Source organism: Streptomyces sp. NPDC088387, assembly GCF_044753385.1.
Taxonomy (GTDB): domain Bacteria; phylum Actinomycetota; class Actinomycetes; order Streptomycetales; family Streptomycetaceae; genus Streptomyces.
Map to the genome: position 1 here is coordinate 821,582 of NZ_JBIVNC010000001.1, position 14,816 is coordinate 836,397.

Annotated in this window: 10 protein-coding genes; 4 read left to right on the forward strand and 6 right to left on the reverse strand. The window is 71.5% G+C overall.

Going from position 1 to position 14,816, the window contains the following annotated elements; translation table 11 throughout:
• Positions 1 to 150 precede the first annotated feature (150 nt).
• A complete protein-coding gene (locus ACIQAC_RS03790; RefSeq protein WP_402186627.1) occupies positions 151 to 1,884 on the forward strand; it encodes an ABC transporter ATP-binding protein in 1,734 nt (577 codons plus the stop codon).
• The gene (locus ACIQAC_RS03795; RefSeq protein ID WP_402186629.1) at positions 1,884 to 3,812 is read left to right on the forward strand and encodes an ABC transporter ATP-binding protein; all 1,929 of its coding nucleotides are present in this window, start codon (positions 1,884 to 1,886) and stop codon (positions 3,810 to 3,812) included. The genes ACIQAC_RS03790 and ACIQAC_RS03795 overlap by 1 nt, the downstream gene beginning before the upstream one ends.
• A 170-nt stretch (positions 3,813 to 3,982) precedes the next feature.
• Here ACIQAC_RS03795 and ACIQAC_RS03800 read toward each other — a convergent pair whose 3' ends face one another.
• The 5 genes from ACIQAC_RS03800 to ACIQAC_RS03820 all read right to left on the reverse strand — a co-directional run bounded on the left by ACIQAC_RS03800 (position 3,983) and on the right by ACIQAC_RS03820 (position 11,048).
• Positions 3,983 to 5,284, reverse strand: coding sequence for an RNA polymerase sigma factor (locus tag ACIQAC_RS03800; RefSeq protein WP_402186631.1), 1,302 nt, complete (start codon positions 5,282 to 5,284; stop codon positions 3,983 to 3,985).
• Between the two features lie 105 nt (positions 5,285 to 5,389).
• Positions 5,390 to 7,297 carry a DNA primase gene (gene dnaG, locus ACIQAC_RS03805; protein WP_402186633.1) on the reverse strand — a complete coding sequence of 636 codons (1,908 nt, stop codon included), beginning with the start codon at positions 7,295 to 7,297 and terminating at the stop codon, positions 5,390 to 5,392.
• A gap of 29 nt (positions 7,298 to 7,326) precedes the next feature.
• On the reverse strand, positions 7,327 to 8,592 hold the full coding sequence (locus ACIQAC_RS03810; protein WP_402186635.1) for an NAD(P)/FAD-dependent oxidoreductase: 1,266 nt from the start codon (positions 8,590 to 8,592) through the stop codon (positions 7,327 to 7,329).
• Positions 8,593 to 8,686: 94 nt separating this feature from the next.
• The gene (locus ACIQAC_RS03815) at positions 8,687 to 9,967 is read right to left on the reverse strand and encodes a deoxyguanosinetriphosphate triphosphohydrolase (RefSeq protein WP_402186637.1); all 1,281 of its coding nucleotides are present in this window, start codon (positions 9,965 to 9,967) and stop codon (positions 8,687 to 8,689) included.
• A 346-nt stretch (positions 9,968 to 10,313) separates the two neighbouring features.
• Entirely contained in the window at positions 10,314 to 11,048 is a 735-nt protein-coding gene (locus ACIQAC_RS03820) for a sirohydrochlorin chelatase (protein WP_402186639.1), read from the reverse strand.
• Positions 11,049 to 11,204: 156 nt separating this feature from the next.
• Between ACIQAC_RS03820 and ACIQAC_RS03825 the strand changes: the two genes are divergently transcribed.
• Both ACIQAC_RS03825 and ACIQAC_RS03830 read left to right on the forward strand, forming a co-directional pair.
• Complete coding sequence (locus ACIQAC_RS03825) at positions 11,205 to 11,885, forward strand: vancomycin high temperature exclusion protein (protein WP_402186641.1); 681 nt, start codon at positions 11,205 to 11,207, stop codon at positions 11,883 to 11,885.
• 96 nt (positions 11,886 to 11,981) lie between these two features.
• The gene (locus ACIQAC_RS03830) at positions 11,982 to 14,327 is read left to right on the forward strand and encodes a molybdopterin-dependent oxidoreductase (protein WP_402186643.1); all 2,346 of its coding nucleotides are present in this window, start codon (positions 11,982 to 11,984) and stop codon (positions 14,325 to 14,327) included.
• A 25-nt stretch (positions 14,328 to 14,352) separates the two neighbouring features.
• Here the strand turns inward: ACIQAC_RS03830 and ACIQAC_RS03835 are convergent, their stop codons facing one another.
• A complete protein-coding gene (locus ACIQAC_RS03835) occupies positions 14,353 to 14,766 on the reverse strand; it encodes a gamma-glutamylcyclotransferase family protein (protein ID WP_402186645.1) in 414 nt (137 codons plus the stop codon).
• Positions 14,767 to 14,816 lie beyond the last annotated feature (50 nt).

A 14,816-nucleotide genomic window follows, 5' to 3' on the forward strand; every position in this document is an offset into this window, starting at 1 on the left:
GGAAGGTAAGAGGCCGGTAGGAAGGGAACCCGTAAGGCCGTACGAAGCAGCGCTGACGGCTTAATCGGTTGAGGTAACACCACCGTGGTGCCCGACGATAGGGGCCAGGGGCAACGAATCCGCTCCTCCCGCCGACTCCGAGAGACCAGCGTGCTCATACGACTGCTGCGGACCTATCTCAGGCCCTACAAGAAACCCATCGCGGTGCTGGTGCTGCTCCAGCTTCTACAGACCTGCGCCACCCTCTACCTGCCCACACTGAACGCGGACATCATCGACAACGGTGTCGTGAACGGTGACACGGGCTACATCCTGTCCTTCGGCGCGCTGATGATCGGCATCTCGCTGGCCCAGGTCGTCTGCAACACGGGGGCCGTGTACTACGGCGCCCGTACGGCGTCGGCGGTCGGCCGGGACGTACGGGCCGCCGTGTTCGACCAGGTGCAGTCGTTCTCCGCGCGTGAGGTGGGCCAGTTCGGCGCGCCCACCCTGATCACCCGGACGACCAACGACGTCCAGCAGATCCAGATGCTCACGCTGATGACGTTCACGCTGCTGGTGTCGGCGCCGATCATGTGTGTGGGCGGCATCGTGCTGGCGCTCGGCCTGGACGTGCCGCTGTCCGGGGTGCTGGTGGCCGTGGTGCCGGTGCTCGGCATCAGCGTGACGGTGATCGTGCGGGCGCTGCGGCCGCTGTTCCGGTCCATGCAGGTGCGGCTCGACACGGTGAACCGGGTGCTGCGCGAGCAGATCACCGGCAACCGGGTCATCCGCGCGTTTGTGCGCGACGGGTACGAGGAGCAGCGCTTCCGCGGGGCGAACACCGATCTGACGGAGATGTCGCTGCGCTCGGGCAATCTGCTCGCGCTGATGTTCCCGATCGTGATGACGGTGGTGAACCTGTCGTCGGTCGCGGTGGTCTGGTTCGGCGCCCACCGGATCGACAGCGGCGGGATGCAGATCGGCGATCTGACCGCGTTCCTCGCCTATCTGATGCAGATCGTGATGTCCGTGATGATGGCCACCTTCATGTTCATGATGGTGCCGCGCGCGGAGGTGTGCGCCGAGCGGGTCCAGGAGGTCCTGGACACCGAGTCGAGCGTGGTGCCGCCGACCGCGCCGGTGCGGGAGCTGCGCCGGCACGGCCATCTGGAGATCCGCGGGGCGGGCTTCCGCTACCCGGGTGCCGAGGAGCCGGTGCTCAAGCACATCGACCTGGTCGCGCGGCCCGGTGAGACGACCGCGGTGATCGGTTCGACCGGCAGCGGCAAGTCCACCCTGCTGGGCCTGGTGCCACGGCTGTTCGACGCCACCGAGGGCGAGGTACTCGTCGACGGCACGGACGTACGGACGCTGGAGCCGCGACTGCTCGCCAAGACCGTCAGCCTCGTACCGCAGCGGCCGTATCTGTTCGCCGGCACGGTCTCCACCAATCTGCGCTACGGCAATCCGGACGCGACGGACGACGAGCTGTGGCACGCGCTGGAGGTGGCGCAGGCCAGGGAGTTCGTGGAGCGTCTGGAGGGCGGCCTTGACGCGCCGATCTCGCAGGGCGGGACGAATGTCTCCGGTGGTCAGCGGCAGCGGCTGGCGATCGCGCGCACGCTGGTGCAGCGCCCGGAGATCTATCTCTTCGACGACTCGTTCTCCGCGCTCGACTACGCCACCGACGCCGCGCTGCGGGCCGCGCTCTCGCTGGAGACCGCCGACGCGACCGTGGTGATCGTCGCGCAGCGGGTGTCGACCATCCGGGACGCCGACCGGATCGTGGTCCTCGACGAGGGGCTGGTGGTCGGCTCCGGCCGGCACCACGAGCTGATGGCGGACAACGAGACCTACCGGGAGATCGTGCTCTCCCAGCTCACGGAAGCGGAGGCCGCCTGATGGCCGGGCCCATGGGCAGGATGATGGCGGGCACCGGACCCGACAACCGCTCGATGGACTTCAAGAACTCCGGCAAGCGGCTCGTCGGGCACTTCCGCCCCGAGCGGCTGACGATCTCCCTGCTGCTGCTGTGCGTGGTGGTCAGCGTCGGGCTTTCGGTGCTCGGGCCCAAGATCCTGGGCGACGCGACCGACCTGGTCTTCGCGGGGATCATCGGCCGGCAGATGCCGGCGGGCACGTCGAAGGAGCAGGCGCTCGACGCGCTCCGTGAGCGCGGGGACGGCCGGATGGCCGACATGCTCGGCGGCACCGACTTCACCCCCGGCGAGGGCATCGACTTCACCGCCGTAGGGCATGTCCTGCTGCTGGCGCTGGCCGTGTTCGTCGTCGCCGGGCTGCTGATGGCGGTGGCGACGCGGATGGTGAACCGGGCCGTCAACCGGACGATGTACCGGATGCGCGAGGACGTGCAGACGAAGATGTCGCGGCTGCCGCTGTCGTACTTCGACAAGCGGCAGCGCGGCGAGGTGCTGTCGCGGGCGACCAACGACATCGACAACATCGGGCAGACGCTCCAGCAGTCGATGGGCCAGCTGATCAACTCGGTGCTGACCATCATCGGCGTCCTCGTGATGATGTTCTACGTCTCCTGGCTGCTCGCTCTGGTCGCGCTGGTGACCGTGCCGCTGTCGTTCCTGGTGGCGACGCGGGTCGGCAAGCGGTCGCAGCCGCACTTCGTGCAGCAGTGGCGCACCACCGGCAAGCTCAACGCGCACATCGAGGAGATGTACACCGGGCACACGCTGGTCAAGGTGTTCGGCCGCCAGGAGGAGTCGGCGAAGCAGTTCGCCGAACAGAACGACGAGCTGTACGAGGCCGGGTTCCGGGCGCAGTTCAACAGCGGGATCATGCAGCCGCTGATGATGTTCGTGTCCAACCTGAACTACGTGCTGGTCGCCGTGGTCGGCGGACTGCGGGTCGCCTCGGGTTCCCTGTCCATCGGTGACGTGCAGGCGTTCATCCAGTACTCGCGGCAGTTCTCGATGCCGCTGACGCAGGTCGCGTCCATGGCGAACCTGGTGCAGTCCGGGGTCGCCTCGGCCGAGCGGATCTTCGAACTCCTCGACGCCGAGGAGCAGTCGGCGGACCCGATGCCGGGTGCACGGCCGGAGGAGCTGCACGGGCGGGTCGCCCTGGAGCACGTGTCGTTCCGGTACGACCCGGAGAAGCCGCTCATCGACGACCTCTCCCTGACCGTGGAACCCGGGCACACCGTCGCCATCGTCGGGCCGACCGGCGCGGGCAAGACCACGCTGGTCAATCTGCTGATGCGGTTCTACGACGTGTCCGGCGGGCGGATCACGCTCGACGGTGTCGACATCGCGTCGATGTCCCGCGACGAACTGCGCTCCGGGATCGGCATGGTGCTCCAGGACACCTGGTTGTTCGGCGGCACGATCGCGGAGAACATCGCGTACGGCGCCGCTCGCGAGGTGACGCGCGGGGAGATCGAGGAGGCGGCGCGGGCGGCGCACGCGGACCGGTTCGTGCGGACGCTGCCGGACGGGTACGACACCGTGATCGACGACGAGGGGACGGGGGTCAGTGCGGGTGAGAAGCAGCTGATCACGATCGCCCGGGCGTTTCTGTCGGATCCGGTGATCCTGGTGCTGGACGAGGCGACGTCGTCGGTCGACACGCGGACCGAGGTGTTGATCCAGAAGGCGATGGCGAAGCTGGCGCACGGGCGGACGTCGTTCGTGATCGCGCACCGGCTGTCGACGATCCGGGATGCCGACACGATTCTGGTGATGGAGAACGGGGCGATCGTGGAGCAGGGGGCGCATGCGGAGCTGCTGGACGCGGGCGGTGCGTACGCGCGCCTGTACCAGGCCCAGTTCGCGCAGGCGGTGGCCGAGGTCGACTGAGACCCCGGCCTCGGGGGGCGCGGGTGGGGGCGTTGCGCAGCCCGGCGCGACGGGGTGCCGCCGCGCCCACCCGTGCCGCCCTGCGGCACGCCTGCCCGCGGCTACGCGAAGAGGCTTTTAGGGGCGCGGGGAACTGCGCGACCAGCCCCCACCGGGCCGCGGACGAATGGCTAGTCCAGATACCCCCGTAGTTGGTCGGCGAAGGCATGGTCCCTCAGTTTGTTGAGGGTCTTGGACTCGATCTGGCGGATGCGTTCGCGGGTCACGCCGAAGATGCGGCCTATCTCCTCCAGCGTGCGCGGCCGCCCGTCCGCCAACCCGTACCGGAGCTGGACGACCTTGCGTTCGCGCTCGCCCAGCGTGGACAGCACCGCCTCCAGGTGCTCCCGCAGGAGCAGGAACGCCGCCGACTCCACCGGGCTCGCCGCGTCCCCGTCCTCGATCAGGTCGCCGAGCGCGACATCGTCCTCCTCGCCCACCGGCGCGTGCAGCGACACCGGTTCCTGGGCGAGGCGGAGCACCTCGCCGACCCGCTCGGGCGCGAGATCGAGCTGCGCGGCGACCTCTTCGGGCGTGGGCTCGTAGCCCCGCTCCTGGAGCATCCGGCGCTGGACCCGGACGACCCGGTTGATCAGCTCCACGACGTGCACGGGGACCCGGATCGTGCGGGCCTGGTCGGCCAGCGCACGCGACATCGCCTGGCGGATCCACCACGTGGCGTACGTCGAGAACTTGTAGCCGCGCGCGTAGTCGAACTTCTCCACCGCCCGGATCAGGCCCAGGTTGCCCTCCTGGACCAGGTCCAGCATGGTCAGGCCGCGGCCGACGTACCGTTTGGCGACGGACACCACGAGCCGCAGGTTGGCCTCTATCAGCCGGCGCTTGGCCATCCGGCCCATCACGACCAACTTGTCGAGGTCGAGCGCGAGTTCGCTGTCGAGGTCGGGTGTGCTGCCCAGCTTCTCCTCGGCGAACAGACCGGCCTCGACGCGGCGGGCCAGCTCGACCTCCTCGGCGGCGGTGAGCAGCGGAATGCGGCCGATCTCGCGCAGGTACTGGCGGAACAGGTCCGAGGAGGGCGCGCCGGTGTCCGGCCGGACGACGGGCGGATCGACGGGCTCGGTCTCCAGCGCCTCGGCGGGCGGGCCGTCGGTCTCCGGCTCGGGCGCGTCCTGCGGTTCGGCGGTCTCGGGACCGACCGCGACCCGGCCCTGGCCCTGCGGCGGCACCCCCACGAGGACGCCGGTCTCCGCGTCCGGCTGAGCGCCGTCCGTGGTGCTGTCGTTCTGTACGAGGGTCTGGGTCTGCACGGGGGCGACCTCCAGGATGATCGCTGCTGAGGCGTACGGCAGCGCTGCTTGGGGGGCGGAGTCGGCGGCCTCGCCGCTGTCCGTCCCGTACGCGATGAGCGGAATCGCGGGGGTGTGGGACCCGTCGCGAACGGATCGGCCGCGCTCCGAGGACTCAGGCACCGCAACCCAGTGTGGGGTACGACACATCGCTGCCACGAGGGGCGTGCGATGACTTTTTGCGTCCGGTCCGTGACCGCTCGGTTACTCTGCCGGGCCCCGCGGCCTCTAGAGCGCGGCCGCTCCACGCTCACGCAGCGCCTGACCGTACTGCTGCAACACCCACAACTCGTTCTGTACGGCGGCGAGTTGGGCGGGGTCGCCGCCGGCGCCCGCCCGGGTCAGGGAGCCCTGGACGTCCTGGATCCGGCGGTCCACGGCCCGGCGGCGGACCATCACGAGTTGCTCGCCCGCGTACACCTCGTCGACCGTCCTGCGCATGATCGCCTCGACGGCGAGCTCGGTGACCATGGCGCGCACGGCGTCGTCGGGGGCCGCCTCGCGGACCCGGACCAGATACTCCTGCGGGTCCTGGACGCCCCATTCGGCGCCGCCCGCGTCCATCACGGCCTGGCGTACGGCCGCGTAGGGCGGGGCGGTGAACTCGTCGAGGCCGTACGCGTCGAAGGCGGGCGCGACGAGTTCGGGGCGCTGGAGGGCGAGCTTCAGCAGTTCGCGCTCGGTGGCGAAGACGGGGTTGCGGAGGTTGAGCGCGGGGCCGGAGTGCGCGGGCGCGCCGCCGGGCCCGTAGGACTGCTGCTGTTGCGGGCGGGGGGCGGGGGCGGGGCCCTTGCCGCCGCGGTCGCGGGCCCAGCGGGCCAGTTGGCCGACCCGCTTGACGACGAACTGGGTGTCCAGGATGCCGAGCATGCCGGCGAGCTGGACGGCGACCTCGTGCTGGGCGCCGCTGTTCTTGATGCGGGCGACGACGGGGGCGGCCTCGTCGAGGGCGGCGGCGCGGCCTGCCGGGGTCTCCAGGTCGTAGCGGCCGACGATCTGGCGGAGGGCGAACTCGAAGAGCGGGGTGCGGGGTTCGACGAGGTCGGCGACGGCGTCGTCACCCTTGGCGAGCCGCAGGTCGCAGGGGTCCATGCCGTCGGGGGCGATCGCGATGTAGGTCTCGGCGGCGAACTTCTGGTCGTCCTCGAAGGCCCGGAGCGCGGCCTTCTGGCCGGCCGCGTCGCCGTCGAAGGTGAAGATCACGCGGGCCGAGCCGTTGTCCATCAGCAGCCGGCGAAGGATCTTGATGTGGTCACCGCCGAACGCCGTGCCGCAGGTGGCGATCGCGGTCGTCACGCCGGCCAGGTGGCAGGCCATCACGTCGGTGTAGCCCTCGACGACGACCGCGTGGGAGCTCTTGGCGATGTCCTTCTTGGCGAGGTCGATGCCGTAGAGGACCTGGGACTTCTTGTAGATCGCCGTGTCGGGCGTGTTGAGGTACTTCGGGCCGTTGTCCGCCTCGTAGAGCTTGCGGGCGCCGAAGCCGACGACGTCGCCGCCGATGTCGCGGATCGGCCACATCAGCCGGCCGCGGAAGCGGTCGATGGGGCCGCGACGGCCCTCCTGCGAGAGCCCCGACAGCAGCAGCTCCTTGTCGGTGAAGCCCTTGCCGCGCAGATAGCGGGTGAGGTGGTCCCAGCCCTGGGGGCTGTAGCCGACGCCGAAGTGCACTGCGGCGGCCTGGTCGAAACCGCGGCCGGCGAGGAAGACCCGGCCGGTCTCGGCCTCGGCGCTGCCGGCCAGCTGCTCGGAGTACCAGTCGGCGGCGACCTTGTGGGCCTCGACCAGGCGGATGCGCTCGCCGCGCTGGTGGGAGGGGTTGTAGCCGCCCTCCTCGTAGCGCAGGGTGATGCCGGCCTGGCCGGCGAGGCGCTCGACCGACTCCGAGAACGTGAGGTGGTCGATCTTCATCACGAACGTGATGGTGTCGCCGCCCTCCTGGCACCCGAAGCAGTGGAAGAGTCCCTTGCTCGGGCTGACCTGGAAGGACGGCGACTTCTCGTCGTGGAACGGGCACAGCCCCTTGAGGTTGCCGCCACCCGCGCTGCGCAGCTGGAGGTACTCGGACACCACGGCGTCGATCGGGACCGCGTCCCGTACCGCCTTCACGTCCTCGTCATTGATCCGTCCAGCCACGAGGAGAGTCTACGGCGGCGGACCGACAGTCAAGGGACGAGGTTTTCCAGGGGGGTGTGCGGGTCCGCGAGGGCGTCCGTGTCGACCTTCGCGCGGGAGCGGATCAGGTTCTGGACGGTCTCGGTGACGTCCCACACGTTGACGTTCATCCCGGCGAGCACCCGGCCGTCCTTCAGCCAGAACGCGATGAACTCCCGCTTCGCCGCGTCACCGCGCAGCACCACCTGGTCGTAGGAGCCGGCCGGCGCCCAGCCGCTGTACTCCATACCGAGGTCGTACTGGTCGGAGAAGAAGTACGGGACGCGGTCGTAGGTGACGTCCTTGCCGAGCATCGCCCGCGCGGCGGCCGGGCCGCCGTTGAGGGCGTTGGCCCAGTGCTCCACCCGCACGCGCGTGCCGTACGGACCGTGCGGGAACGCGGCCACGTCACCGGCGGCGTAGATGTCCGGGTCGGACGTGCGCAGTTGTCCGTCGACGACGATGCCGCCGCCGTGCTCGCGGTCGGCGACCTCCAGGCCCGCCGCCTCGGCGAGGCCGGTGCGGGGGGCCGCGCCGATCGCGGCGAGGACGTCGTGCGCCGGGTGCTCCTCGCCGTCGTCGGTGCGGGCGGCGAGGACCATGCCGTCCTGGCCGACGATCTCGGTGAGCCGGGCGCCGAAGTGGAACCGCACGCCGTGCGAGGAGTGCAGTTCGCCGAAGAGCGCGCCCAGCTCGGGGCCCAGCACCCCGTACAGCGGGGTCGGCTCGGGCTCGACGACGGTGACCTCGGCGCCGTACTCACGGGCCGCCGCCGCGACCTCCAGGCCGATCCAGCCGCCACCGGCGATCACGATGTGCCCGTTGTCGCGGCCCAGGGACGAGAGGACGCCCTTGAGCCGTTCGGCGTGGGCGAGGCGGCGCAGGTGGTGGACGCCGGCGAGGTCGGTGCCGGGGATGTCCAGGCGGCGCGGCTCGGAGCCGGTGGCGATGAGGAGCTTGTCGTAGCGGACGAGGGTGCCGTCGTCGCCGAAGCGGACGGTCTTCGCGGCGCGGTCGATCTTGTCGACGGTCTGGCCGAGGTGCAGCTCGATGTCGTTCTGCGCGTACCAGGCCGGTTCGTGGACGAAGACGCTGTCGCGTTCCTCCTTGCCGAGCAGATAGCCCTTCGACAGGGACGGGCGCTCGTACGGGTGGTCGCGTTCGTCGCAGATCAGTATCACCCGCCCGTTGAAGCCCTCCGCCCGGAGCGCCTCGGCCGCCTTCGCGCCGGCGAGACCGCCTCCGACGATGACGAATGTCTGATCCGCGTCGACCACTTGATTGCCTCCTCGTTGACGTGCCGCCACATGCGAGCGTCCCGCACGGAGCGTGATGGGGGAAGAGGGGGTGACCCGATCAGGCCACGGAGGGTCACCTTCGAGTGCCCCTCGGCCCCGCCGGTTTCAGGCGTTCGTGCAGGGTGCGGGCCGAGGCGTCGGTCAGTGAGGCGATCTGGTCGACGATCACCCGCTTGCGGGCACGGTCGTCGGGTGCCTCGTCGAACAGCGCGCGGAACTGGGGGTCGAGGCCCTCCGGGGCGCGGGCGGTGAGCGCGGCGGCGAGTTCGGCGACCACGATCCGCTGGTCGGCGCGGATCCGGGCCTGCTCGTCGCGCTGCATGACATACCGGTCGGCGACCGCCTTGAGCACCGCGCACTCCATCCGGATCTCGCGCGGTACGACCAGTTCGGCCGCGTACCGGGTGAGCCGTCCGGTGCCGTACGCCTCCCTGGTGGCGGCCTCGGCGCCCAGGCAGAAGCGGCCGATGAGCTGGCTGGTGGCGTCCTTCAGGCGGGCCTGCGCGACGGCCGAGCCGTCGTAGCCGTGCGGCCACCACTCCTCCGCGAGGAGCCGGTCGAGCGCGGCGGCGAGTTCGGCGGGGTCGGTGTCCGCGGGCACGTAGCGGCCGACGGCGACCTCGAAGACGGCCCGCCGTTCGGGTTCGGCGTGCAGGCAGTTGGGGTCGATGTGGCCCGCGTGCAGGCCGTCCTCGACGTCGTGGGTCGAGTAGGCCACGTCGTCCGACCAGTCCATGACCTGCGCCTCGAAGCAGATCCGGTGGTCGGGGGCCTCCTTGCGGACCCAGTCGAACACCGGGCGGTCGTCCTCGTAGACACCGAACTTCACCGACGCCGGGTTGGTGGGGTGGGCGCCCCGGGGCCACGGGTACTTGGTGGCGGCGTCCAAGGCGGCGCGGGTGAGGTTGAGGCCGACGGAGCCGTCCGCGGTGAACCGCTTGGGTTCGATACGGGTGAGCAGGCGCAGTGACTGGGCGTTGCCCTCGAAGCCGCCGCAGTCCTCGGCGAACTCGTTGAGCGCCTGTTCGCCGTTGTGGCCGAACGGGGGGTGACCGAGGTCGTGGGAGAGACAGGCGGCTTCCACGAGGTCCGGGTCACAGCCGAGGGCGGCGCCCAGTTCGCGGCCCACCTGGGCGCATTCGAGGGAGTGGGTGAGGCGGGTGCGGGGGCTTGGGTCCCAGGCCTGTGACGTCCCGCCGGGGGTCACCACCTGGGTCTTGCCGGCCAGCCTTCTGAGGGCCGCGCTGTGCAGGATGCGGGCGCGGTCGCGTTGGAAGGCCGTGCGTCCTGGGCGTTTGTCGGGCTCGGGGGCCCAGCGGTCGGTTGCTGATGCGGGGTATGCGGTGCCTTCCATGTCATTGACAGTAAGTGGAGTGGGGTGGGTTTTGGGCGGGGGGTGGGGGTGGTTGTGGGTGGGTGCGGGTTTGTTGTGGGTTTTTGCGCAGTTCCCCGCGCCCCTGATCGGGGTGGTTCGTGTTGTGGGGCGGGTGCGGGAGCGTTGTGGGTTTTTGCGCAGTTCCCCGCGCCCCTGGTCGGGGTGGTTCGTGTTGTGGGGTGGGTGCGGGTTTGTTGTGGGTTTTTGCGCAGTTCCCCGCGCCCCTGGTCGGGGGGTTCGTGTTGTGGGCGGGTGCGGGAGTGTTGGGGGGGTTGCGCAGTTCCCCGTGCACATGATGGGTGGGGGGTGCGTGGAATGCGTGGTTCTAGAGGGGTGTCAGTGCCGGTCGGGTTGTGAGGATTGCCTCGTTGTAGCGGTGCAGGACGAGCTCGGCCATGGCGCTGTGGGTGCCCAGGGGGGCCGCGGCGATCGCCGGGGCAGACCTTGCGGTTTCCGTGGCGAAGCGGCCCGGGGCCGTGAAGTAGGACGCCACGGCGATGTGGTGGCGGCCGAGCGCCCGCAGGGTGTTGACGGCTTCCGGGACCGTCGGCTGGGCCGCCGAGGCGAAGGCGGGCATGACCGGGACGCCCAGGCGGTCGGCGAGAAGACGGGCCGTGTGGCCCGTGTCCAGGGTCGCGTCCGGGTCCCGGGAGCCCGCCGCCGCCAGGACGACCGCCGCCGTCCGGCGGTCCCGGACCGTCGGGCGGGGCGGCCAGCCGGCTTCCGTCAGACGGGTGTGGAGGGCTCTCGCGAGGAGGGGGTGGGGGCCCAGGGGGGCCGCGATGGTGGTGCGGGCCGGGGACGCGGCCGCCATCTCGGGGATGTCCCGCTTCACGTGGTAGCCGCGGCTCAGCAGGAGCGGGACGAGGATCGCCTCGCGGTCGCCGAGGGCCACCAGGGTGTCCGGGAGCAGCGGATCGTTGAGCTCGATGTGGCCCAGGTGGACCGGGACCGTGGGGCGCAGGGCGCGGACGCGGGCGGCGAGGGCCCGGACCGTGGCGAGTGCGCGCGGGTCGCGGCTGCCGTGGGCCACGAGGACCAGGGCGGGAGGGGCGTTCATACGAGGGATCGTGACGTGTGGACGTTGCGTGGCCGTTGCCCCGCCGTCACGGGTGTTTGCCGACGGTTCACGGTCGGCGGGCTGTGGGTGTGAGGGAAACGGGAACCCTGGTCGGCGTAGATCACGTTCTTCCTTGTGAGGGTGGAGGAGGGGCCAGTGAGGTTTCGTCGACCGCGGCTGCCGCGGACCACGGCAGGCAGGCGGCTGCTGGTGCAGGTGCTGGTGGCCGGGTGTGTGCTGGCACTGCTGCCGGCGACCTGGATGCGGCTCGCGACGGGCGGGCGGCTGCACACCACGGCGGACGTGCCGCGCACGGACGTGGCGGTGGTCTTCGGCGCGGGTCTGCGGTGGGACGGCGAGCCGTCCCGGTATCTGGCGCACCGGCTGGACGCGGCGGCCGAGCTGTACCGGGCGGGCCGGATCAAGGTCGTCCTGGTCACGGGCGACAACAGCCGGGAGGAGTACGACGAGCCGGACGCCATGCGCGGCTACCTCACCCGCAGCGGGGTCCCGGACGCGCAGATCGTCAGTGACTACGCCGGGTTCGACACCTGGGACTCCTGCGTGCGCGCGAAGGAGATCTTCGGGGTGGACGAGGCGGTGCTGATCAGCCAGGGCTTCCACATACGCCGGGCGGTCGCGCTGTGCGACGCGGCGGGGGTGACCTCGTACGGCGTCGGTGTCGACGACCGCCACGACGCGACCTGGTACTACGGCGGGGTCCGGGAGATCCTCGCGTCCGGCAAGGCGGCGCTGGACGCCGTGTTCCGGCCGGATCCGACGTTCCTCGGGCCGCGGGAGCCGGGTGTGGAGCGGGCGCTGGCAAGCGCGGAGTGACCTCACGCGGGTGGTCCGGGCACGGGGAGGTCGCCGTCCCGGCCGCGTAACAGGGAGCCGAGCCGGACGTAACACGGCCGACCCACTCTGAACGGTATGGACAGCACCGTGACGCCCACCCACTGTCCGTACTGCGCGTTGCAGTGCGGGATGAACCTGTCGCCCTTGCCGCAGGGGGGCGTCGAGGTGACCGAGCGGACCGGCTTCCCGGTGAACCGCGGCGCGCTGTGCGGCAAGGGGCGGACGGCTCCGGCCGTGCTGTCGTCGGCGGTGCGGCTGACCTCGCCGCTGGTCCGGGAGGGCGGCACGCTGGTGCCGGCGTCCTGGGAGACGGCTCTGGGCCGGATCGCCGGGGCGCTGTCCGGGGTGCGGGAGGCGCACGGCGCGGACGCGGTGGGGGTGTTCGGCGGGGGCGGGCTGACCAACGAGAAGGCTTACACGCTGGGGAAGTTCGCGCGGGTGGTGCTCGGCACCTCGCAGATCGACTACAACGGGCGGTTCTGCATGTCGTCGGCGGCGGCGGCCGGGATCAGGGCGTTCGGTCTGGACCGGGGGCTGCCGTTCCCGCTGGAGGACATCCCGAGGAGCGGGTGCGTGATCCTCGTCGGGTCGAACCCCGCCGAGACCATGCCGCCCGCGGTGCGCTATCTCACGGAGCTGAAGGAGAACGGCGGCACGCTGATCGTCGTCGACCCGCGCCGGACCCGTACCGCCGAGCTCGCCGACCTGCATCTCGCGCCCCGGCCCGGCACGGATCTCGCGCTCGCCCTGGGGCTGCTGCATCTCGTCGTCGCCGAGGGGCGGACGGACGAGGAGTTCATCCGGGAGCGGACCGGCGGCTGGGAGGACGCGCGGGCCGCCGCGATGGCGCACTGGCCGGAGTACGTGGAGCGGATCACCGGTGTGTCCGTGCCCGAACTGCGGGAGGCCGTAGGGCTGTTCTGCGCGCCGGAGTCGGCGATGGTGCTCACCGCGCGCGGCCCCGAGCAGCAGTCCAAGGGCACGGACACGGTCGGCGCGTGGATCAATCTGTGCCTGGCGACCGGCCGGGCGGGGCGGCCGTTCTCCGGGTACGGGTGTCTCACCGGGCAGGGCAACGGACAGGGCGGGCGTGAACACGGCCAGAAGGCGGACCAGTTGCCCGGCTACCGCAAGCTCGACGACCCGGCGGCGCGCCGGCACGTCGCCGAGGTGTGGGGGGTGGACCCGGACTCCCTGCCCGGTCCGGGGCGCAGCGCCTACGAGTTGCTGGACGCGCTCGGCACCGACATCCGCGCGCTGCTGCTGATGGGCTCGAACCCGGTGGTGTCGGCGCCGCACGCCGCCCATGTGGAGGAGCGGATCAGGTCCCTGGACTTCCTCGCCGTGTGCGACGTGGTGCTGTCGGAGACGGCCGCGCTCGCGGACGTCGTCCTTCCGGTCACCCAGTGGGCGGAGGAGACCGGCACCACGACCAATCTGGAGGGCAGGGTGCTGCTGCGGCGGCAGGCGATCACCCCGCCGCCGGACGTCCGCAGCGATCTGGAGGTCATGCACGGACTCGCCGACCGGCTGGGGGTGGAGAAGGGGTTCCCGACCGACCCCGAGGAGGTCTTCGAGGAGCTGCGCCGGGCCAGCGCGGGCGGGGCGGCGGACTACTCCGGGATCACCTACCGGCGGCTGATCGCGGAGAACGGGGTGTTCTGGCCCTGCCCGGCGGAGGGTGTGGAGGAGACCTGGGGCGCGAAGGAAACCGGGGGCGCGGACGGTCCCGGGGGCGCGGGAAGGCCCGGGAGCGCAGGAAGGCCCGGGAGCGCAGGAAGGCCCGGGAGCGCAGGAAGGCCCGGGAGCGCAGGAAGGCCCGGGAGCGCAGGAAGGCCCGGGAGCGCAGGAGGGCCCGGGAGCGCGGGAGGCGTGAGGGGAGGCGACGGTGACGAGGCCGGCGGCCGTCAGAGGGACGGCGAGCCCGGCGTCCACCCCGGCACCCCCCGCCTCTTCCTCGACCGTTTCGCCACCCCGGACGGCCGCGCCCGGTTCGTGCCGGTGTCGCACCGCGCGATCGCCGAGGAGCCGGACGCCGAGTACCCGGTGCTGCTGACGACGGGGCGGGTGGTGGCGCAGTACCAGTCCGGCGCGCAGACCCGCCGGGTCGACGAGCTGAACTCCGCGGCGCCGGGCCCGTTCGTGGAGCTGCACCCCCGGCTGGCGGCCCGGCTGGGCGCGGCGGAGGGCGACCCGCTGGCGGTGGTGTCGCGCCGGGGACGGGCGGTGGCGCCGGCCCGGATCACGACCGCCATCCGTCCCGACACGGTGTTCATGCCGTTCCACTGGCCGGGCGAGGGGCGCGCCAACACGCTCACCAACCCGGCGCTGGACCCGACGTCCCGGATGCCGGAGTTCAAGGCGTGTGCCGTGCGGGTGGAGATCGTGAAGGGACAGCCCCGGTTGTCACCGGGCCACTGAGGGCCGCTGAGACGCCCCCGCACGCTCAGCCCCTCCCCCGCCAGTCCCCGCCCTCGATCAGCTTCCCCCGGGTGCGCAGCCCCGCCGCCACGGCGGGCCCCGCGAGATACACCCACGCCGGGACCGGCGTCCCATCGCGGTCGCGGACGACCTCGCGCCGGACACGGTCGTAGAGGCTGCGCGGGTCGCCCGGCACGCACTCCTCCAACTCGTCCAGCTCCAGGAGCAGTTGGTCGTACTGGTCGGGCAGTGGTGTGACGAGTTCGCCGGCCACCACGCCCCCTGGGTCCGCGACGGCGTACGGGTAGCCGGGGCCGTCGTAGAGGATCGCGCCGGTCAGGCGGGCGGGTTCCTCGGAGCGGGTGCGGCCGCGCAGGAAGGCGTCGTGGTTGGGCTCGCCGGGGCGGAGGGTGCCGTAGACGAAGAACGGGAGGCTCACAGAAAGGATTCTCTCTCCTCACACATCTGCACGGATCCACCCTGGCCAGC